General features: G+C 31.2%; 21 protein-coding genes and 15 tRNA genes. 6 read left to right on the top strand and 30 right to left on the bottom strand.

Features of this window, described 5'->3' with window-relative positions; all coding sequences use genetic code 11:
- Positions 1-53 precede the first annotated feature (53 nt).
- Entirely contained in the window at positions 54-1442 is a 1389-nt protein-coding gene (locus tag B5S50_RS07700) for a transposase (RefSeq protein ID WP_217301860.1), read from the top strand.
- A gap of 373 nt (positions 1443-1815) precedes the next feature.
- Here B5S50_RS07700 and B5S50_RS07705 read toward each other — a convergent pair whose 3' ends face one another.
- From B5S50_RS07705 to B5S50_RS07735, 7 genes are all read right to left on the bottom strand, one after another.
- Positions 1816-2238, bottom strand: a complete 423-nt coding sequence (locus B5S50_RS07705; RefSeq protein WP_217303513.1) for a hypothetical protein — start codon at positions 2236-2238, stop codon at positions 1816-1818.
- Between the two features lie 84 nt (positions 2239-2322).
- Positions 2323-3270, bottom strand: coding sequence for a DUF4238 domain-containing protein (locus B5S50_RS07710; protein WP_217303785.1), 948 nt, complete (start codon positions 3268-3270; stop codon positions 2323-2325).
- A gap of 189 nt (positions 3271-3459) precedes the next feature.
- Positions 3460-4338, bottom strand: a complete 879-nt coding sequence (locus B5S50_RS07715; protein ID WP_217303514.1) for a DnaD domain-containing protein — start codon at positions 4336-4338, stop codon at positions 3460-3462.
- Positions 4339-4372: 34 nt separating this feature from the next.
- Positions 4373-4585, bottom strand: a complete 213-nt coding sequence (locus B5S50_RS07720; protein WP_023162391.1) for a helix-turn-helix domain-containing protein — start codon at positions 4583-4585, stop codon at positions 4373-4375.
- Positions 4586-4620: 35 nt separating this feature from the next.
- Positions 4621-4812, bottom strand: a complete 192-nt coding sequence (locus B5S50_RS07725; protein ID WP_217303515.1) for a helix-turn-helix transcriptional regulator — start codon at positions 4810-4812, stop codon at positions 4621-4623.
- 166 nt (positions 4813-4978) lie between these two features.
- Positions 4979-5194, bottom strand: coding sequence for a hypothetical protein (locus B5S50_RS07730; RefSeq protein ID WP_063600895.1), 216 nt, complete (start codon positions 5192-5194; stop codon positions 4979-4981).
- A gap of 29 nt (positions 5195-5223) precedes the next feature.
- Positions 5224-5421 (bottom strand): helix-turn-helix transcriptional regulator, encoded by a 198-nt coding sequence (locus B5S50_RS07735; protein ID WP_242866906.1) that lies wholly within the window; start codon positions 5419-5421, stop codon positions 5224-5226.
- A gap of 151 nt (positions 5422-5572) precedes the next feature.
- On the opposite strand from B5S50_RS07735, the gene B5S50_RS07740 reads away from it, so the two are divergent.
- Together B5S50_RS07740 and B5S50_RS07745 are read left to right on the top strand one after the other, a co-directional pair.
- The gene (locus B5S50_RS07740; RefSeq protein ID WP_217303516.1) at positions 5573-6373 is read left to right on the top strand and encodes a helix-turn-helix domain-containing protein; all 801 of its coding nucleotides are present in this window, start codon (positions 5573-5575) and stop codon (positions 6371-6373) included.
- Between the two features lie 26 nt (positions 6374-6399).
- Positions 6400-7587: a site-specific integrase gene (locus B5S50_RS07745; protein ID WP_217303517.1), complete on the top strand. Its 1188-nt coding sequence runs from the start codon at positions 6400-6402 to the stop codon at positions 7585-7587.
- 184 nt (positions 7588-7771) lie between these two features.
- On the opposite strand, the gene B5S50_RS07750 is transcribed toward B5S50_RS07745, so the two are convergent.
- Entirely contained in the window at positions 7772-8911 is a 1140-nt protein-coding gene (locus tag B5S50_RS07750; RefSeq protein WP_217303518.1) for a protein kinase family protein, read from the bottom strand.
- Positions 8912-9222: 311 nt separating this feature from the next.
- On the opposite strand from B5S50_RS07750, the gene B5S50_RS07755 reads away from it, so the two are divergent.
- Positions 9223-9792 carry a hypothetical protein gene (locus tag B5S50_RS07755; protein WP_217303519.1) on the top strand — a complete coding sequence of 190 codons (570 nt, stop codon included), beginning with the start codon at positions 9223-9225 and terminating at the stop codon, positions 9790-9792.
- 274 nt (positions 9793-10066) lie between these two features.
- On the opposite strand, the gene B5S50_RS07760 is transcribed toward B5S50_RS07755, so the two are convergent.
- The 19 genes from B5S50_RS07760 to B5S50_RS07850 form a co-directional block, all read right to left on the bottom strand.
- Positions 10067-10143, bottom strand: a tRNA-Arg gene (locus tag B5S50_RS07760).
- Positions 10144-10171: 28 nt separating this feature from the next.
- Positions 10172-10245 (bottom strand) — tRNA-Gly (locus B5S50_RS07765).
- Positions 10246-10264: 19 nt separating this feature from the next.
- Positions 10265-10340: transfer RNA gene (locus B5S50_RS07770), tRNA-Pro, on the bottom strand.
- A 17-nt stretch (positions 10341-10357) separates the two neighbouring features.
- Positions 10358-10433 (bottom strand) — tRNA-Lys (locus tag B5S50_RS07775).
- 6 nt (positions 10434-10439) lie between these two features.
- A tRNA-Arg gene (locus B5S50_RS07780) sits at positions 10440-10516 on the bottom strand.
- 5 nt (positions 10517-10521) lie between these two features.
- Positions 10522-10595, bottom strand: a tRNA-Gly gene (locus B5S50_RS07785).
- A gap of 8 nt (positions 10596-10603) precedes the next feature.
- Positions 10604-10678: transfer RNA gene (locus B5S50_RS07790), tRNA-Gly, on the bottom strand.
- A gap of 30 nt (positions 10679-10708) precedes the next feature.
- Positions 10709-10793, bottom strand: a tRNA-Leu gene (locus B5S50_RS07795).
- A gap of 30 nt (positions 10794-10823) precedes the next feature.
- Positions 10824-10899 (bottom strand) — tRNA-Lys (locus B5S50_RS07800).
- A 4-nt stretch (positions 10900-10903) separates the two neighbouring features.
- Positions 10904-10978, bottom strand: a tRNA-Gln gene (locus tag B5S50_RS07805).
- Between the two features lie 4 nt (positions 10979-10982).
- Positions 10983-11058: transfer RNA gene (locus tag B5S50_RS07810), tRNA-His, on the bottom strand.
- Positions 11059-11065: 7 nt separating this feature from the next.
- Positions 11066-11141, bottom strand: a tRNA-Lys gene (locus B5S50_RS07815).
- A 3-nt stretch (positions 11142-11144) separates the two neighbouring features.
- Positions 11145-11221 (bottom strand) — tRNA-Arg (locus tag B5S50_RS07820).
- A 5-nt stretch (positions 11222-11226) separates the two neighbouring features.
- Positions 11227-11300, bottom strand: a tRNA-Gly gene (locus tag B5S50_RS07825).
- Between the two features lie 79 nt (positions 11301-11379).
- Positions 11380-11455 (bottom strand) — tRNA-Pro (locus B5S50_RS07830).
- A 119-nt stretch (positions 11456-11574) separates the two neighbouring features.
- The gene (locus tag B5S50_RS07835; protein ID WP_063600891.1) at positions 11575-12045 is read right to left on the bottom strand and encodes a metallophosphoesterase; all 471 of its coding nucleotides are present in this window, start codon (positions 12043-12045) and stop codon (positions 11575-11577) included.
- Positions 12046-12048: 3 nt separating this feature from the next.
- On the bottom strand, positions 12049-12657 hold the full coding sequence (locus B5S50_RS07840) for an XTP/dITP diphosphatase (protein ID WP_065079680.1): 609 nt from the start codon (positions 12655-12657) through the stop codon (positions 12049-12051).
- Entirely contained in the window at positions 12657-13403 is a 747-nt protein-coding gene (rph, locus tag B5S50_RS07845; RefSeq protein WP_065079681.1) for a ribonuclease PH, read from the bottom strand. The genes B5S50_RS07840 and rph overlap by 1 nt, the downstream gene beginning before the upstream one ends.
- 44 nt (positions 13404-13447) lie before the next feature.
- Positions 13448-14437: an AIR synthase family protein gene (locus tag B5S50_RS07850; RefSeq protein WP_065079682.1), complete on the bottom strand. Its 990-nt coding sequence runs from the start codon at positions 14435-14437 to the stop codon at positions 13448-13450.
- A gap of 85 nt (positions 14438-14522) precedes the next feature.
- Between B5S50_RS07850 and B5S50_RS07855 the strand changes: the two genes are divergently transcribed.
- Complete coding sequence (locus B5S50_RS07855) at positions 14523-15935, top strand: hypothetical protein (protein WP_242872179.1); 1413 nt, start codon at positions 14523-14525, stop codon at positions 15933-15935.
- A gap of 362 nt (positions 15936-16297) precedes the next feature.
- On the opposite strand, the gene B5S50_RS07860 is transcribed toward B5S50_RS07855, so the two are convergent.
- Positions 16298-17914 carry a peptide ABC transporter substrate-binding protein gene (locus B5S50_RS07860; protein WP_217303520.1) on the bottom strand — a complete coding sequence of 539 codons (1617 nt, stop codon included), beginning with the start codon at positions 17912-17914 and terminating at the stop codon, positions 16298-16300.
- 145 nt (positions 17915-18059) lie between these two features.
- On the opposite strand from B5S50_RS07860, the gene B5S50_RS07865 reads away from it, so the two are divergent.
- Entirely contained in the window at positions 18060-18266 is a 207-nt protein-coding gene (locus B5S50_RS07865; RefSeq protein WP_065079684.1) for a hypothetical protein, read from the top strand.
- Between the two features lie 36 nt (positions 18267-18302).
- On the opposite strand, the gene gatB is transcribed toward B5S50_RS07865, so the two are convergent.
- Together gatB and gatA are read right to left on the bottom strand one after the other, a co-directional pair.
- Positions 18303-19733 carry an Asp-tRNA(Asn)/Glu-tRNA(Gln) amidotransferase subunit GatB gene (gene gatB / locus B5S50_RS07870; protein ID WP_065079685.1) on the bottom strand — a complete coding sequence of 477 codons (1431 nt, stop codon included), beginning with the start codon at positions 19731-19733 and terminating at the stop codon, positions 18303-18305.
- Positions 19734-19738: 5 nt separating this feature from the next.
- Positions 19739-21196: an Asp-tRNA(Asn)/Glu-tRNA(Gln) amidotransferase subunit GatA gene (gene gatA, locus B5S50_RS07875; protein ID WP_065079686.1), complete on the bottom strand. Its 1458-nt coding sequence runs from the start codon at positions 21194-21196 to the stop codon at positions 19739-19741.
- Between the last annotated feature and the right edge of the window lie 9 nt (positions 21197-21205).

Here is a 21205-nt window from a genome sequence, read left to right on the forward strand (position 1 = left end):
TTTGGTATAATAGAATTGCAAAAAACACCACACCAAGGAAAGGAATGTTTCTTATGAATACTATTATATCAAATGATACTAATGATAAACAATTTAATTTTACTATAAATAGATTTTTTAAAGACAACAAAATTGGACATATACTTAAGCAATGCAATTTTTCTAAAGAAAAAGGATTTCCATGTATTAAAATATTTCAATATATTTTTATGCTTGTTTTTACTGGAAAAAACTTATTTAGGAACTTGGAGTCTGGAAAAAATAATCAATTTTCAAAGGATACTGTATATAGATTTCTTAATTCACCAAACTTTAATTGGAGAAAGTTTTTGTTTTTACTTTCTTCATTAATCATAAAAAATATTATCGTACCACTTACTTCAAAAGATAGAGTTAATGTACTTGTAATTGATGATTCTTTATACAGTAGGTGCAGGAGCAAATCTGTTGAACTTCTTGCAAGAGTTCATGACCATGTTGAACATAAATATGTTAAAGGCTTTCGCCTTCTCACCCTTGGTTGGTCAGATGGCAATACTTTTTTACCTCTTGCTTTCACTCTGCTTTCTTCCGAAAAGGAGAAAAACAGACTTTGTCCTGAAAACCACAATATTGATAAAAGAACCAATGGTTCTAAGCTCCGTAAGGAGGCTGTTTTAAAGTCACCTGAGGTTATGATTAGTTTACTTCAACAAGTTTCAAAATATGCTATTCCTGCATCGTACGTTCTTTTTGACAGTTGGTTTACGTACCCAAAAACTCTTATACGGATTCTAGAACTCAAACTTAATACTATTGCCATGGTCAAAGCAATGCCAAGGGTTTACTACAATTATAACGGTAAGTTATTGAACCTTAAAAATCTCTATGCTAATTTAAGAAAAAAGCGTGGTAAGGCAAAAATTCTTTCTTCTGTTATTGTAGGTATTGGCTCTGACAAAAATGGTAATGAGGTAAAAGCAAAAATTGTATTTGTAAGAGATAGAAACAGAAGTAGAAAATGGCTTGCTTTAATTTCTACCAATATATCCTTAGATGACAATGAGATAATAAGAATTTACGGAAAACGCTGGGATATAGAGGTTTTCTTTAAAATGAACAAGTCTTTTCTAAAACTTGCTAAAGAGTTTCAGGGGCGTTCTTATGATTCCATGGTTTCACATACTTCTATAGTTTTTACCAGATACATTATGCTTACTTTAGAAAGCCGTAAGAATAATGATGTTAGAACTATTGGTGGATTTTTTTATCAGTGCTGTGATGAACTTCAAGATATCCAATTTTGTGAAGTAATGAATCTTATTGTAGATATTTTAAAAAATGTATTAACTGAAAAACTTCTTCTTTCAAAGGACGTTATTGACTCAATAATAGATAGTTTTATTGCTGCTTTACCTTGTTACATCAAGGAGAAATTAGTCTTTTTGTCCTGCGAAAGTTGAGTAAATAAAAAACAACAAGCGGCGATAATATAAATATAATACCAACTGAAATCACAAACTTGTATAGACTATCAAACTCTAAATATTTCATTGTCTTTTCACCTCGCAGCTATCCTAATGCTATTTTCTGTGTACAAGCGTTCCTGTTTCTAATAAATTATTTTCTATTGGCTCTTTAATAAATTATAATTCTACATATAATTGTATTACTCTTCATAATTTATATAAAAAAGCACGAAAACCCTAGCTACTACTCTCGGATTTCATTTATATTTTGTAAGTTAATTTAATATTTATAACACTCAACCCTAAATTGGAATTTGTAGAGTTAAGGTAAAGTAGAATATGGTGTTCAGAATAAGCAATCATAACCTTAACTAGTTTGTAGTTTTTCTAATGCTTCTTTTACCTTTCTTTTTTTATTGTCTATATCAAGCATATTGTCATTTGTTAGTTTTTGAATAAGAGGATGTATTTTGATGATTTGGGCAGTTTCTCTTTTAGATCTATCATCAGGTACACACTTTTCAAGTATCCTAAATCTGATTTTTAAGTGGCTATCTATCATGTTATCTTCTGATAATCCTAAATAGCCAGGTTCTTTAAAGAACTCATACAAATGCTCTCCACCGCGTTTTACCATATAGAGAGATTGTCCAATATATAAGGGAATTGCTTCTTTAGAATTGTCTTTTAATAGTTCAATAATATATATTCCACATCCAATCGCTCTGTTGTCGAGCATCTGATTTTCTTTAAAATATTCTATGTTAATCTTATAGTCTTCTATTATCATAATACTTTCCTCCTCATCCATATTCATTTAAAAATCTGATAATTTAAAATTTAATCTTTTAACTATAAAAATTATCTTTTTTATTTAAGTATCTATATATCTTTTAATAATTTCCAATCTATCAGCAATAATATATTCATAAGAGGCATTAATTATTGCATTATTATATTCATCAACTTTTTCTATGTTCAGTTTAATTTTATCTTGTAAATTTTCATCGTTAAGAGTAATTGCAATATTTGGTGAAATAGGATAATAAAATACTAATTTTTTTGTTTCTTCACTTAATTGCTTGTAATTTGCACATAAATTTATTACTGGCTGATCAGATGTAATAAATGATATATTCGTTTCATTAATCAATAACGCTAAATGTGCACTCTTTTTCCGCAAAGAATTTGCAATCCTGTTTTGTATGTCCCCCAAAAAATGATGTGCTAAATTTTCTAAATGTATATTCTCTCTCGGAATATTCAGACTGTTCCAGTACGGAAGATTTAAACATGGTTCGAAGTTAGAAATCCATCGTTCTTTTATTGCTTTTGTTCTGAAATATTGTATGCAAATAAATAATATAAATTCGAATTGCTCATCATCGTAATAGCCTTTATTTGTTGCTTTCTTATTATCATCATAATAAAAACTAGTATTTCTTTCTTGTAATAAATTGATCCTAATAGCTTGGCCCTCAATACCACTATGATAATCCTCTTCTGTATTATTTATAGCAATATCTATTATATTTTCAACTTTTAAAAACTCATCTTTTATTTCACTTGGAATTCTATCATAACCACCATATCGCAATTCTAAAGCAGATTTCAATGTTTTAATAAATTTTTGCCATTCTATTAGCTTAAGGTAGGTATCCATATGACTAGATAATGCTTTTTGAACATCAGCTGGCATTCTATTCACAAATAGATTATAGACCTTTTTTTCATCTTCATTTAAAAACTTTATTCTATAAAAATCTCGTTCTTGAACAAGATTAATCGTCCCCGTATTGAATATATTTTCTTTATTACGAATACCCCATAATTTATTATTAGTTGTTTACGAATTTAGGTATCCTTGGAATACATAGTATTGCTTCCTTTTTTTATTATCCACACTCTCATCCCCTTCAAATTACTATTTGTATGAACATTCTTATATACTAATCAGATCTTGATAACATAATAACACCATTTAATACAAAAATACACCAAAAAGTATAATCTATCCATCGCTCCATCCTAACATCTGCCTCTCAAGCTTCTTAAAATCATAATTTCCACACTTTCCCCCCTGCTCCCCTATATTCTTATACCTCTTAACATCATTAGCAGTCTTCAATCCTTTCCTTCTCCAGCTCTGCAGTATTCTACCCACATAGTTTATATTCCTAGCATTGTACTTTAAAGCCTCCTCAACCGCAAGGATAATAACATCGAAGTCTATAACACTGCTCCACATACGCAATTTTTCTCTCTCAGATTCCCCTGCAGAGTGTATGTTCTCCTCAAAAAATGCCAGCACAGTACCATAGGTGTCAAAAGTTACAGGTTCATCTGTACTCTTATTACTCCTTACTTCTTGCTTATTATTTATTATTTTTTGTTTATTACTTATTACTTCCTTACTTATAAGTGGCTCTTTTAAATCCTTAGCAGCTTCATTTTCAGAATCAGAAGAATTCTCTATCTCTATTCCATCAAAAATACTTTCAATATCCAGTTGTTCATTAAGACACTGTTTATAAAATAGTGAGACAAATTCTTTGTTTTTAACATTTTTAAGCTCTCTATTGACACATTTTACAGAATTTAAATTATTTGGTTTATTGTATTTAATCCAGTTTAGAATCATTATTTCTTTTGTTTCATCCAGGTAAAATATCTTTTTATATTCCTGAAATCTGAGAAGCAGTTTGTCCACTGTTTCTCTATTGTAACCAGTTTGGGTTTCTATAATTCGCTTAGGAAGTTCATAAATACCACACTGGGTAGTGTTTGAATTAGTCATCAAGTATATGTAAAAAAACTTTTCCTCGGGAGTTAAATCTAAAACAAATCCGTCATTCCAGAAATCAGTATGGAGCTGCCTGTACTTAGCCATTATAATAACCTCCTAAAAATTAATAATGCTCATTCTACCCATTAAATTTATATTTGGCTGTATTATTTTCAAGCCAGTTAATCAATTCCTCTTTAATTATTCTTGTCCTCCTGGATTTAAGCATAATTATAGTAAAGTTTTCCCTGTAAATAATTTCGTTAGCAGTACTTCTTTCTATCCTAAGTACCTGTGCCATTTCTTTTACAGTTATAAGCGGTGGAAGTTCATTGAGTCTTTCTTTAATCATATAGATCCCCCCATATTATAAGATAAAAGTAACTATCACAAAAAAATGTCCTCTATTGTAGTATTAAAAAATCTAGCAAGTTTGCCGGCCTCTCCAATAGTGAAATTCCTGCTTCCTATTTCTTTACGGCTGTATGCAGACACACTCATGTGAAGCATATATGCAATCTCTTTCTCAGTTATATTATTTTTAATTCTAAGAGACTTAAGTTTATAATTTACCCCCATACTTACCACCTAAAAATTATTAAATGTCATTTCATGTAATTATATTTGATGACATAATATAGCATTATTCCTTTTAATTTAATTGTAAGATATTTCTGTATTGTTTTCAATATTCTGACTAAAAACATTCTATCCGTCACCTATAAACTATAAAGAAACATACCTATCAAAATCTCTCACCTAAATGTCCTAGAAACCATTCATCAACTTTATTTCTTATGATAAGTGCTTTTCTTCCACAGAAAACCACAGGAAAACCCTTGCAGTGTATTAACTCATACGCTTTATTATGTCCCACACAGTATTCCTCCATAAATTGTGATACTGTCATCACTTTTTTCTTATCATGTCTCATCCTGTCGGCTGTTTTATATTCTTCCATTTAAATCCCTCCAGGCTTAATTAATTTTATTAAAAAAATAGTTCTTTCACATCTTCACCCAAAAGTTCTGCTATTTTCTTCATCAAGTCCCTCCTGGGTTCAACTTCCCCCTTCTCTATTCTTCCTAAATATTGAGGCGTTATACCAAGTTGTTTTGAAAGTATCCCCTGCTTTATGCCCTTTTCAACTCTCTTAGCTTTCAATTTATACAACATATAATCATCCATTCCCCCTTATAATGATAATACTATTTTATTATTTTATTGATTTTATAATTTAATTCTATCACCATTTTAATGATTGTCAATAATTTTATGAACTACATATTTATAAATTTAATGATTTTATGATATACTATGTTCATAGGGGGAGTACAAAATGGAATTTAAAGATAGGCTTAAACAGCTTCGCGAATCTAAAGGTCTGACTCAAAAGGAACTTGCAGATGAACTTAATAAACTCAATACAGATTTAAATAATAATTCTAAAATATATACACAGACTATATCTTACTGGGAAAACGGTAGAGATCCATCAATTGGAATGCTTATAAAAATAGCACAGTATTTTGACGTTCCAACGGATTACTTGCTTGGTAAAACTGACTCTGTAAGTATAGATGAAATTAACTTCGAGTATTTTTCTAAATATCTTTCAAAGCAAAATATTGAAAAGCTTATAAAAAATTATCCTGACAATATGAAAAAGGCAGTGTATTTTTTGCTCTCAAATTATACTTCTGATATTTTCACAAATTTTGATAATGAAAAAAAGCAGTATGAAATGAACTTAGATTTTCTATATCTCATAACTAAAGCTGTAGATATACTGAAAAGTTTTTACGATGAAATAGAGAATAAAGTTTTATACTACAATACCGAAAGTTCTCTTGATGATGTTAAATATATGGACTCTATCTCCAGGGATAAACTTAAAGATATAAACAGGCTTAAATTTATTACAAAAGTTGCGCTTGATTCAATAATAGATAAACTTGAAAACCTCGTTCTTTTCTGTGATGAACAGTCCAAAATAAAGCTTAAAGATGAGATTTTGGAATATACCAATGGAAATGAGTTTAATAAAAATTATTTTTCAAAACACTTAAAAAAAGCTTTTACAGATCTGGTTGATGATGCACTAAATTCATCAAAATACACAGTAAAACAGCAGCCATAATTACATATGGAAGGAAGGTGTAATATATGCCCTCTAAAAAAGCAAATGGTGAAGGCTCCGTACAAAAATATTATAAAGATGGAGTTCTAAAGGGATGGAGAACTACAATTACTATAGGACACGACGATACCGGAAAGCTTGTACGAAAGCAGTTTTACGGAAAGACAAAACTGGAAACTATAAAAAAGAAAGATGAATATATGAATAAATCCGCTGCAGGACTTCTTCCCTGTGATGAGAAGATAACCCTGCAGGAGTGGATTAAAATATGGCTTTATGAATACAGAATCAATGATTTAAGACCTTCTACTCTTGAAAGATACTGCGGAATATATAAAATTTATATATTAAATTCACCTATTGGATTGAAAAAACTTAAAGATTTAAAAACCGCAAATTTACAGGCTTATTACAATATACTTATACAGGAAAAGCATAAAACACCTAATGTAATTAAAAATTTGAATAAATTGCTTAAAACTGGTTTAAATCAAGCTGTCAAAGAACACTATATTATTATCAATCCATGTAACAGCGTTACTTTGCCAAAGTTACCGCCTAAAAAAGAAATTCAAATATTTACTGTTGAGGAAGAAAAGAAGTTTATAAAATCTTTATCCAGCCATAGAAACAGAGCTCTGTTTATGCTTGCACTTGGAACCGGATTAAGGCAGGGTGAAATATTAGCCTTAAGATGGTCAGATATAAATCTTGAAGAAAACGAGCTGAAAGTCCAGAGGACTTTTAAAAGAGTGCAATTAATAAATAGAGATAATTCCAAAAATAAAACAGAATTAATTGTCCAGGAACCGAAGACCAAAAATAGTAAAAGGACCATTCCTATACCATCTGCCATAGCTGCAGAATTAAAAAGGCACAAGATAAGACAGGCAGAAGAGAAGTTAAAAGCGGGAGATATATATGTAGATAATGATTTGGTATTTCCTAATGCTATTGGTGAGCCTACTGATGCCAAAAATATAACCAGAAGTTACAAAAGGGCTTTAAAGCGTGCTGATATTTCATATAAAAATTTTCATGCTATGAGACATACTTATGCTACAAGATTGTTTGAGGCAGATATTCCTTTGAAAACAGTGCAGGAACTTTTAGGTCACGCTGATATTTCAACGACTGCTAATGTTTATACTCATGTTCTTCCAAGACAAAAAATAAAAGCTGTAGATAGGTTAAATGATTTGTTCGCTCTATAAATTCATAGGGCGTCTTTTTATTTGTGTTTATATATGGGTACATTCAATAAGATCCACCTTCTCTGCCTTTAGCCTCCTTAACTTATTAACTCCAAAAAAGTTATGTAAATTTTCCTACAGCTTAAATTTTCTTTGAATTTCTAATTATAATTTTTACTTTCTCTCTTCATATTATATTTTTATTTTAAAATGGTAATTTATCATCATAATTAATTTGAACTTCAATTTTAGATAGTCTAGTATAAATATTATCTAAAACAATTTTTTGCTTTCGAGGTGTAATTTGGTTTAGTAATTTATAAAAATTAACTACAGTCTCTAACTTAATATTATTAATTGTATTATAATTATATCCCCCACATATAAAACATCCTATTAATCTAGTATTATCCTGAACAAATTCTTCAAGGGCGCTATCATGAATAACTTGAGCCAATTTATTAATCGTATAATCCAAATCATTCAAAGGTTTATATTTATCTATATAACTATTAATATGATTTGATAATTCATCAGCAAAATTAGCATACACTTGCTTTTCCTCTTTGGTAAAATTAATTTCACTCAATACACCTGCTGATATTGCTTTATCAACATTAGTAAAAGATTCATAACGCTCTTTGGGATTTACTTTTATCATTTTTTCAATTATATGCATAAATTTAAAATTGTTTGAACAATCTTTTATAAGTTTTTCAAACAATTTACCTAAAAAATAAATTTCTGTTTGATGGTTATATTCCTTATAAAATTTCACTTCATCTGGCAACTCTGATACTGGCCAATTTAAGAAAACACTTTTAGCATTTTCTTCAAAGCTTTTAAGTTGTTTTCCGAATCCAAAATCAATTATTTTAACATTCTCATCTTTATCAATAAGAATATTTGCAGGTCGAATATCTCTATGTAAAATATTATTTTTTTCTAAATATTCAAATGCTGATACAACTTCTGTAAAAATAGAATTCCAGTCTTTACCTAAGTCATTTGGAGTAAATTGATCAATTGGATAGCCTTCAATATATTCCATTTGCAGATATCCTAAATTTGAGTCTGGATACAAATAATAATTATATACCCTTACTATATTGGGATGTGATAACTTAAATAAAATCTTAATCTCATTAACAAAGCGCTTATAGTATTCCTCTTCATACCTCAGATCTTTAGGTGCATATTTTTTAAATGCAAATAACATATTTGTAGTTTCATCCCTAAATAAGTGGGTGTCCCCCGTTCCTCCTGAGCCAAGAGGTCTTATATATGTAAAATATTTTTCTTTATCAAATCGAACACTATCACCTTTTTTTAACTTTTTTTCCACTTATCTCACCTTAATTTATAAATATTATATTATTATTAATATTTCTTCACAAATCATTATATTCCTGCTAATCTTTACAAAAAAATCATCAAATTAACTTTTAGTTATAATATCAACGACTAGTTTATTATCTACATCTGTGTAACTACTATAAAAAGGATCGTGTACCACCCTTTAAAAACATTATTTTAGGTACCATGGCATTTTCAATTTATTAAATATAATAAAAATAAATATTTCTAGGAGCTGAAAAATCTATAACAAAATAATTTAATAATTATGATAAAATACATAATAAGGGGATGACAGTATTGCTTAATATTATTTATAAAAATATACCATTAATAATTTCTTTAATTTCTCTAATACTTTCTTTAATTAATTCAATATCTAACAGAAAACGTCTTGATGTTGAAATAGAAGATAATCTTTGTGATATCAATGATATTTACCTAAATAGATTTCAATATAAAAATAATCAACCTAACTTCAATTTTACAAAAGGGAAAATTTGTTTCATTAAAATTGTCAATCCATCACCAAAAGATATCTCGTTCTTTGATTTAAGAGTTATTAATATAAGTTCTAATAAACAAGTATTCTACATATATAAATCGGTGCTAGAATCTTTAGATGTTAAATCAGATCAAAAACTCTTTTATGGAACAACAGGAGGCCTAGCTAAACTAAATTATCCTCAAGATTCTTATGGAGTTTTAAAAGCTAATAGCTTTAATAAATTAGATATTGCATTTTTCCCTAAAATTGAAAGTTGCAATATTCTCATTTCTTTCAAAGTAGCCATTCCATCACTTTTTAAGAATAAGGAAAGTATTACCCGGAAGAATTTTAAATACTATAGAAAAGTATTCAAAATTTAGTAAAATCACTTACTAAAAATATGTAAAGATCTTTCATATTAAGTTAATGATAGTATTAATCACAGTATTATTAAAATTTGAAATTTCCCTGTATTTTTCTTCTTATTGTTCCAAGACAAAAAATAAAAGCTGTAGATAGGTTAAATGATTTGTTCGCTCTATAAATTCATAGGGCGTCTTTTTATTTGTGTTTATATATTTTTATGGTGGTTGTGTTACGGTTGTGTTATTTGGCAATTAAAAAAGCCTCACGATATCGTGAAAGCATTGATACTGGTGCACCCAGGGAGATTCGAACTCCCGGCCTCTGGATTCGAAGTCCATCACTCTATCCAGCTGAGCTATGGGTGCTCATACTATTTAATTATAAATATGAAAATGGAGCGGGTGAAGAGAATCGAACTCTCATAACTAGCTTGGAAGGCTAGCACTCTACCATTGAGTTACACCCGCATATCTTTATTAAATTAAATGGTCGGGGTGACAGGGATTGAACCTGCGACCTCATGGTCCCAAACCACGCGCGCTCCCATCTGCGCCACACCCCGTTATTAAATTGAACTTATGGTGCGTCATCGGGGGCTCGAACCCCGGACAACCTGATTAAGAGTCAGATGCTCTACCAACTGAGCTAATAACGCTAATCATGGTGCGTCTTAAGGGATTCGAACCCCCGGCACACGGCTTAGAAGGCCGTTGCTCTATCCAACTGAGCTAAAGACGCATATTTGGAGCGGGTGAAGAGAATCGAACTCTCATAACTAGCTTGGAAGGCTAGCACTCTACCATTGAGTTACACCCGCAATTTATTTGGAGCGGAAGACGAGATTCGAACTCGCGACGTTCACCTTGGCAAGGTGACGCTCTACCACTGAGCCACTCCCGCATATATAAAAGTTGTACTTATTATTACAAATGGTGCAGGTGAAGGGAGTCGAACCCCCACGCCGTAAAGCGCTAGATCCTAAGTCTAGTGCGTCTGCCAATTCCGCCACACCTGCATAGACTAATGTAATAATTTAAAATTAAAATGGTGGCTCACCGGGGAATCGAACCCCGGACAACATGATTAAAAGTCATGTGCTCTACCAACTGAGCTAGTGAACCATTTTGGCTGGGATGGCAGGATTTGAACCTACGAATGATGGAGTCAAAGTCCATTGCCTTACCACTTGGCTACATCCCAACATTGGGGTGAACGATGGGGTTCGAACCCACGACAACCAGAACCACAATCTGGCGCTCTACCAGCTGAACTACGTCCACCACATCTTGGTGCGCCATCGGGGACTCGAACCCCGGGCAACCTGATTAAGAGTCAGATGCTCTACCAACTGAGCTAATGGCGCTTATGGTGCGTCTTAAGGGATTCGAACCCCCGGCACACGGCTTAGAAGGCCGTTGCTCTATCCAACTGAGCTAAAGACGCACGCTTGGAGCGGGTGAAGAGAATCGAACTCTCATAACTAGCTTGGAAGGCTAGCACTCTACCATTGAGTTACACCCGCATAATCTTTCATGTCAAATAAAAAGAATTTCACTACTTTATCTCTTCCTTACATTTAACTAAGCTTTATCTTAATTAAATGGTCGGGGTGACAGGGATTGAACCTGCGACCTCATGGTCCCAAACCACGCGCGCTCCCATCTGCGCCACACCCCGTTATTAAGAAATCATCTTGTTTATCTTGAAATCTTTTTTGTAACTCCTGACAACATCAATTATTTTACACGATATATTCTAATTCGTCAATACCCTATTTTACTTTTTTTTATTTTTATTTATAATTCTATGATATCTGGCCTTATAATTTTATCATTTATGCTTATGATAGCAGCACTTTTCAGCCCATTTCTAGGCAAAGACGGACTTCCTGGATTAACAAAGTATATACCATCCTCATAGGCTATCTCAGATACATGAGTATGCCCAAATAGAACTATATCTGCCTCTTCCTCTAAAGCCCTATATCTTAACCTAGATAAATCGTATTTAACGTCATACCTATGCCCATGTGTTATTAAAAATTTTTTACCTTCTATGATTTCTATCCTTTCAGGAGGGACATCTACAGTAAAGTCACAATTTCCCCTTACGTTTATAATGTTACCATGATAAAATTTCTCTATCTCTTTTACATCTTCTACATTATCTCCAAGATGAATAATCAAATCCATATGATTTAATACCTGCATAACTTTTTTTACCATTTGCTTGTATCTATGTGTATCACTTATTACTCCTATTTGCAAATTCTAAACCTCCTCCATAATGTCCCTCATTTGTTCCTCCAATTTTTTAAGTGCATTAGCTCTATGGCTTATAGAGTTTTTTATTTCATAGGGCATCTCTCCAAAGGTTTTATGATATTCAGGCACGTAAAACAGCGGATCATAGCCAAATTTATTATTTCCTCTCTCTTCATCACATATTATACCCTTTACTTCGCCTTCAACTTTAAATGTCCTTTTTGAATCCACTATAAGTACCAGTGCACATACAAACTTAGCTTCTCTATCTTGTGGTTTCATACCTTCTAAAAGATTTAACAGCTTTTCATTATTTTTTTTGTCATTTCCATGTTCACCTGCAAACCTTGCAGAGTGAACTCCTGGTGCCCCATTTAGTCCTTTAACCATTAATCCTGAATCATCTGCAAGAACCATACACTTATCCTGCAGCATATTGTATATAGTACTGGCCTTTTTATAGGCATTTTCTGAAAATGTTTCTCCATCCTCTAAAATATCCACATTTAAATTCATATCTTTCATAGACAAAACTTCTATAGGATATTTGGAGAGTATTTGCTTAATTTCTCTTATCTTATTACAATTATTGCTTGCCACTACTAGTTTCTTCATTATTTTCCTCCTGTACCTATCCATAGAGAATCCATTTTTAAACTCTCTTTTTGTGCGCGAATCATATTATTTATTCCTTTTTCACCTAAACGTAAAAATTCTTGCAAATCATCTCTAGTAAATGGGCTTTGTTCTCCCGTACCCTGTATTTCAACAAACTCTCCTGAATCCGTCATTACTATGTTCATATCCACTTGAGCTCTTGAATCTTCTAAATAGCATAAATCAAGCATTCTCACATTATTTACTATTCCCACACTTATAGCACTGACAAAATCTCTTATAGGATAAACTGTAAAAGGGGTACGTTTATGAAGTTTATTTACAGCATCTACTAGTGCTACAAAAGCTCCTGATATAGAAGCAGTTCTAGTTCCTCCATCTGCTTGGATTACATCACAGTCAATCCATATAGTTTTTTCTCCCATAGCTTTCAAGTCAACTACAGATCTAAGTGCTCTTCCTATTATTCTTTGTATTTCCATTGTCCTTCCATCAATTTTTCCTTTGGTTATATCTCTAATTTTTCTAACTTGAGTAGCCCTAGGCAGCATATTATATTCACATGTAATCCATCCTTCTCCTTTTCCTTTTAGGAAAGGAGGTACTCTATCTTCTATAGAAGCAGTACATATTACCTTTGTATCTCCTGTTTCTATAAGTACTGATCCTTCTGCATATTTTGTATAATCTCTTGTTATTTTTATAGGTCTAATTTGATCATATTTTCTACCATCAATTCTCATACTTTACCTCCAAAATCAAAACTATATTACTAATTATACATCAATTATTTCAACTTTTCCTCTAGTACAAATAACTCATCTCTTTTAGGCGGTACAACCTCTTTTTCAAATTCATCACAAACCAATATTCCCTTTTCCCTGGTAATTTTACCTATGATACATGCATTAATATTTTGGCTTTTTAAAAGTTTAATGAGTTTACTTCCATCTTTTGTAGTAATGAGCATACTCCCTGAAGATATAAACCTCAAAGGGTCAACTGCGTACTTATTACATATCTTTTCTGTTATTTTAGTAATTGGCATCTCATTTTTATATACTTTAAATCCTACTTTACTTGCCTTGGCAACTTCCCAAAGTGCTCCTAGTACTCCACCTTCAGTTATGTCGTGCATAGAATTTACTCCTGATTTTGCTGATAAAATCCCCTCTTTTACCACACTTATATATTTTATATAATCTTTTGCCTCTTTTATTTCCTCAGTGGTAAGTATATTCTTTAATTTATCCTCGTAGTCATTTACTACAATACTAGTTCCTTCCAGACACAAATGTTTTGTTACCAGTATATCGTCCCCTTCTTTTGCACCCGAAGTAGCTACAGCTTCTCCACTTTTTCCTTTTCCTATTACAGTACAGGATATTACCATTTTATTTACAGCTCTTGTTATTTCCGTATGCCCGCCTAAAATTTCCACATTTAGCTTTTCCGTTTCCTCACTGATTTCTTCCATAATTCTTCTTATGTCTTCTAAAGAACTACTTTCTGGAGCTAAAATCGTAACTAAAATTCCAACAGGCTCGACTCCACAAGATGCTATATCATTACAATTTATATGAACTGCAAGCTTTCCACTGTTCACACTAGCCCCTGTAATAGGATCTGTAGACATTACACACTCCATATCACCAAAATTAACTACACTGCAGTCCTCTCCTATACCGCTTCTTATTCTCACATCTTCTCGTACTACTTTCCTATTTTCATCTATTATAGTTTTTAAATCTTCCCAATTTAATTTTCCAGCTTTCATAAAAATTCCTTCTTTCTAAAAATAAACAAGCACTATTTTACATCTCACCTCATATTATATATATAAGGATTAATTTATGGTAGGTGTGAATATTTTGAAATATATAGGACCTTTTTTGAGAATTAATAAGGTAAACCCGGCTAACATCAAAAATCAACTATTTTATTTATCAAAAGAATCTTTAAAGGAAATTGTACTGCACTCAGAATGCGGAGTTTCCACTCCAGTTAAAGAACTTGATATAAAAAACATACCCAACTTTGATATTAACACATTTAAAGGTGTTTCTCCACTTATATGTATTTATAGGAAAGCAAACCCTATTCTCATAAATATGGACAATAAGTTATGTTGGAACCAAGATAAATTTAAAAAAGAAATAAACATAGATAGCAATACACTTATGACTCTATGTTTACTAGAACTTTCTGATTACTATAACCTATTTAACAACATAGATAAAAGAAATTATAATTTAGGGAAATTGTACGAATCCCTTTGTAAAAGTCAATTAAAATTTTATGCCCTGCACTTTAGAAATAATGAAGGTGTATTTACAGATAAAAAACTGGAAGACGGTTCCCTTATGGATGACTTAAAATTTGCAGATAAAAATAAAAAGTTTAAATTTTCATCTCAGGCACTTTTGATGGCTGCCTACTACAAATGCAGCACTTTACTTGAAGGAGAAGAAAGGGAGGACTTTAGGAATTTTTCTTTTGACATTCTAAATATGCTTATAAAATTAAAAGAAGACTTGTATGATTTATCTTTTGAAGAACTTACAAGATTATGCTTTGGTCTTAATATATTCTACAGCTATTCCAAAGACTTGACCTGTAAAGATCTAATACTCGACATATCAGAGCTCATATTTGAAAAATTTTATTCTGACAACACCTTAGCTGAACCTTTAAGAGAAACAGATGTAGAAAATGATTCATTGAATTATATAAATTATATGCTTATATATAAGTACACAAATATTATAAAATCTAAGGACAATGCTGACTTTATATTTAAAAGACTTTTAAAGTTGTACGATGCAGAGAAAGGATTATTTATTAAAAATACTTCCAAAAAAAACATTGAATTTACATGTTTAGAAATCATCCTATATCTTACAGTCTTTCTCATAGATGTAGATATATATGAGGATAAAGACAAAAACAGTTTAATAGTACTGGACATATTTAAGCGTCAGCTTATAGACTCAGGTATAATTTTAAGTTGGCCTGATGCCCCTGATCTAAGTAGTGCAGAAAGGTACGAAAACTTTTCTCTTAAATCTGAAGATTTAAGAGAAGAACAAAATTTTAAAACAGATTCAATTCCATCACCTGAATCATGTGAAATAGCACCTGTTTTTACCAAATACGTAACTTACAGCAGAAAAAAGGAAAGTTTTAAATCTGTAAAAACTTCCTTTGACGCCTATAAAAATATGTCTATATTTTTTCTTGTAATACATCTTTTAAGTCCTAAAATAGCACACTAGTATTACAACTAAAAGTTTTTAAAAATATTTTTTAATATTTGGGACATAATAATATAACTACAGTACAAGCACTTCATAATTTAACTTTAAAACTAAGTCTGCTTCTATAAGGTAGGTGATACCTAATGATGAATATTAATTGCTCGGAAAGTTGCATACATGAAAAAAACGGGAAATGTACCCTAGATCAAATTAATGCTATTACAAGCCTTTCATCTTTAGAAACAAACTGTATATACTTTACTCCAAAAGGACAATTAAAAAGCACTTCAAATCAATTTACAAATTTCAATTCTATTTAACGAAAAGGTCTCATATTTATGAGACCTTTTCAAGCCTTGTAAAAAGTACTATATGCTCTATCAATGAACATCTAAATAAGCTTTATCTAACTTTATATTTCCCAATTTATTAGTATAAATACCCTGTACATAGTTTTTTTCACTTATAATTACATCATTGAAATATAGAGGAATAATTGGTATGTCTTCCATCAACATATTTTCCATTTCCTTAAGTATTTCTATTCTTTTAGTTCCATCCTTTTCAAATGATGCATTCATAAATTTATTGTCAAATTGCACATTTCTATATCCATATAAATTATATTGGGATGTAGACCTCCACATATCCAAAAATGACAGAGGATAATCATAGTATCCCTCGTATTTTATCTCTGCCATATCATAGTCACCTTTTTTTAACTTCTCATTGAATTTAAAAGACTCATATCCTTCACACTTCACATCTATTCCAACAGCTTTTTTTATACTTTCAGCTATGGTTTCACATGTCTTTTTGTTCTCAACTGTGTCCAAATATATGAGTTTTAATGAAGTTTCTCCATAACTAGAACTTACACTTTTCATCATATCAGAAGCTTTTTTTATATCTTCATTACCTTGAAAAAATACCTTATTTATATATTTGCCATTCAGTCCATTTCCTGTATACTGAGGTATATAAGAATATGCCTCCAAAGCAGTGCTATTTAATATATTTTTAACTATATTATTTCTATTAATAGAAGCAGCTACTGCCTTCCTAAAACTATTGTCATTTACAATACCATTCCTTTTTAAATTAAAAGCTATGCCTTCCCCTTGAAGTAAAGGTGAGACTTTATATTTTGCCTTACCTTCTATAGTTTTTAATTCTCCTAAAGGCGGATCTGTGAACACATTTATTGTAGAACTTTGAAATGCAGCAAGTGCACTTTCTCTAGTTTTTAAGGAACTCAATGTTATACTATTACTTTTCACCTGTGCCTTGTTCCAGTAATGAGCATTCTTCTTTAATGTAATCTCCCCGCTGTCAGATATATTGTTTATACAAAAACTCCCTGAATACATTATTGATCTATAGTCTTTTTTCCAATCTATGAGTTTAGAATCAATATTTCTAAGTGCATATATAGGCTGAGAGAGTATATTCAAAAAATAATTACAAGGATAATTTAATCTTATACTTAGCGTTTTATTATTTAAAGCAGTAACAGCCACATTCTTAAAATCACACTTGCCTTTTCTATAATCTTCTACTCCAAATATACAATTTAGCTGATCTGAAAATATGTTATTTGTGTTTTTATTTAAAATATCACAAAAAAAGTTCACAAAGTCATCTGCAGTAATATCAGAACCATCACTCCATTTTCCATCTTTTCTTATTTTAAAAGTATAATTAGTTCCATCTTGACTTACATCCCAACTTTCGGCAAGCGCAGGAACTATTTTGCCATTTTCATCACAATTGACAAGTCCTTCAAATGTGTTTGCAAGTATATCCTTTTCCCTCAAATTATTGGAATCAAGCATTATAAGATCTTCAGGTAACTTACCCAAATTATATGTCACATCATTCTTATAATTACTGCTTTCAGTTTGCTCAACTTTCTTTTGCAAAGATCCTCCAATTAAAGTTATAGAAATCATGGAAATTATGAGCATACCTAATATTATATAAATAAATTTCTTCATATATATCTCCTCATTCCCACTTCATGGGATACTATTTAAATTATTGTCACTTATTATAAAAATAAACAAATTAGGCTGTATTATTTTTAATCCATGTTTTTTATGATATAATGTTCACGTACATTTAGATATAAGGAGTGTAAATATGATACTTGCATTAGAAGTTTTAGGTATTTTAACTATGTGTACTATTATGTTTGTTTCAATTTGGGGATTTATAATTATGAAGCAGATGTTATCACAATTAAAATATAGAAATTACTTAGTAGAAAAACTAACTCAATATATGTATTTTTTGACAAAGAAAGATGATGGCTCTTTAACTAAAACGGACAATAAGAAAAAGGAATAAGAAAGCTTTAAAATAGTTTCCTATTCCTTTATTTAATTAGTTTTTATTAAATTCTCTATTTACAAGGTCATTTACAATCTTAGGATTTGCCTTTCCCTTAGTTTCTTTCATAACTAAACCTATCATAAATTTAATAGCTCTTTTCTTACCATTTTTATAATCTTCTAATGGTTTAGGATTGTCTTTCATAACCTTTTTTATTATCTTCAGGATTTCATCTTCACTGCTGTTTTGTAAAAAGTTCCTCTTCTCAATTATTTCTTCAGGTTTTGCACCACTTACAAACATTTCCTCTATTATTTCTGTACCTATATTATTAGAAATCATTCCTGAATCTATAAACCTTATTAAACTTACTAGGTCTTCCGGCTTAAATTTAAGTTTACTTAATGATACCGATTTTTCATTCATAAGCCTTGATATATCTCCCATAATCCAGTTAAAAGCAGCTTTAGGATTTCGGCTTAGCTTAGCAGTTTTCTCAAAGAAATCTGCTGCCCTCATATTTAATATTAGTACCTCAGCATCGTGTTTTGAGACATTGTACTCTTTAATAAATCTCTCCACTTTATCATAGGGAAGTTCAGGTATAGTTTTTCTTATTTTGTCTATCCATTCATTTGAAATATTTATAGCTGTTAAATCCCCTTCTGGAAAGTATCTATAATCTCTAGCTTGTTCTTTAGCCCTCATAACTTCAGTTCTATTTTTAGACTCATTCCATCTCCTGGTTTCTTGTACTATCTTTTCTCCAGATTCTACAGCCCTTACTTGCCTTAAATATTCATACTCAAAAGCTTTTTCAAGAGCTTTAAAGGAATTCACATTCTTTATTTCCACTTTTACACCAAATTTTCTACTGCCTTTAGGTCTTATGGATATATTGCCATCACATCTCAAAGAACCTTGTTCCATCTTACAATTTGAAACTCCTATGGATCTCAAAATATTTTTTAACTTCTGGAGATAACAGGTAGATTCCTCTGGGGTTCTTATATCTGGTTTGGACACCACCTCTATAAGAGGTACACCTGCCCTATTATAATTGATCAAGGTACCTGCCTTTGTATGGATTAATTTTGCTGCGTCCTCTTCCATATGTATTCTTTCAATGCCTATTTTCTTTTTTTCCCCCTCACTATTTTCTACCTCAATGTATCCATCGCTGCATAGAGGAAATCTGTGTTGGGTTATTTGATAATTTTTAGGGCAATCTGGGTAAAAATAATTTTTTCTATCCATTCTACTCTTTTTATTTATTGAACAATTAAGAGCAATTCCCGATTTTATTGTATACTCTATTACCTTTTTATTTATTCTAGGTAGCGCACCTGGAAGTGCAAGGCATATTGGACAAACGTGGCTATTGGGTTCTCCTCCAAATTCAGTGCTGCACCCACAATACATCTTAGTTTTTGTTGAAAGCTCCACATGAACTTCCAGGCCAATTACCAATTCATATTCCATAATTTTTACACCTCACTAATTTGTGGACTCATTTTATGCCAGTTAGTAGATTGTTCAAAACTATAAGCTATATTAAAGATCGTATCTTCTCTATAATAATTTGTCATAATTTGAAATCCTACTGGAAGTCCATCTACCATACCACAAGGTACAGATATAGCCGGCATACCGGATACATTAGCAGGAAGCACATAAACATCCGAAAGATACATAGATAATGCATTCTTTTTCTTCTCGCCTATTTTAAATGCAGTAGTAGGTGAAGTAGGTGCTATAAGTGCATCAAATTCCTTCATGACTTCCTCAAATTGGTTTTTTATAAGGTTTCTAACTTTAAGTGCCTTTTCATAATACTCATCATAGTAACCTTTAGAAAGCATATATGTCCCTAACATTATCCTTCTCTTAACTTCCATTCCCAGTGCTTCACTTCTAGATTTAAAATATAAGTCCATGTAGTCTTTAAAATTTTTTGATCTATACCCATATCTTATTCCGTCAAATCTAGCTAAATTTGAGGAAACTTCAGCACTTGCAATTACATAATAAACTGCCATGGAGTACTTTACTAGTGGAATAGAACACTCTTTAACCTCAGCTCCATTTGCTTTTAGTACATCTACAGCTTCTTCTATGGATTTTCTAATTCTATCATCTAACCCATCCTCAAAATATTCTTTAGGTATACCTATCTTCATTCCCTTAATATCTTTAGTCAAACTTTTGCTGTAATCCGGTACTTTCATATCCACTGTAGTAAAATCATTTTTATCAGGTCCTGCTATACATTGTGTTAAACATGCGCAATCTTCTATATCTGCTGACATAAGACCTATTTGGTCTAAAGTTGAAGCAAAAGCAACTGCTCCATACCTAGAAACTCTTCCGTAAGTTGGCTTTAAACCTACTACACCACACAGACATGCAGGCTGCCTTACAGAACCACCTGTATCTGTTCCAAGAGACATTACAGATTCACCAGCTGAAACTGAAACAGCCGATCCACCTGAAGATCCTCCTGGAACTCTGCTTAAATCCCAGGGATTTCTGGCTAACTTAAAAACACTTTTTTCATTTGAAGATCCCATGGCAAATTCATCCATATTTGCTTTTCCAATTATTATTCCATCTTCAGCTTCTATTCTTTTTATTACGCTAGCATCATAAGGAGATATGTATCCCTGAAGCATCTTTGAAGCACAAGAGTTTTGCATACCCTTAACGCTTATATTGTCTTTTATAGAAATAGGTATTCCAAAAAGTCTGCCCATTTTTTCACCATGTTTTATTTTCTTATCCAAATCCTTTGCTCTTTTAAGTGCTCCCTCTTTTTCTACATATAAATAAGCTCCCAATGTAGTATCAAATTTATCTATTCTATTTAAATAGGATCTTACAATTTCTTCTACACTTATTTCTTTGTTTTTTAACATATTTTTAATTTCATGTGCAGTCAGCTTCATAAAACCACC

This window comes from Clostridium sp. 001 (genome assembly GCF_019056555.1).
Taxonomy (GTDB): Bacteria; Bacillota; Clostridia; order Clostridiales; family Clostridiaceae; genus Clostridium_B; species Clostridium_B ragsdalei.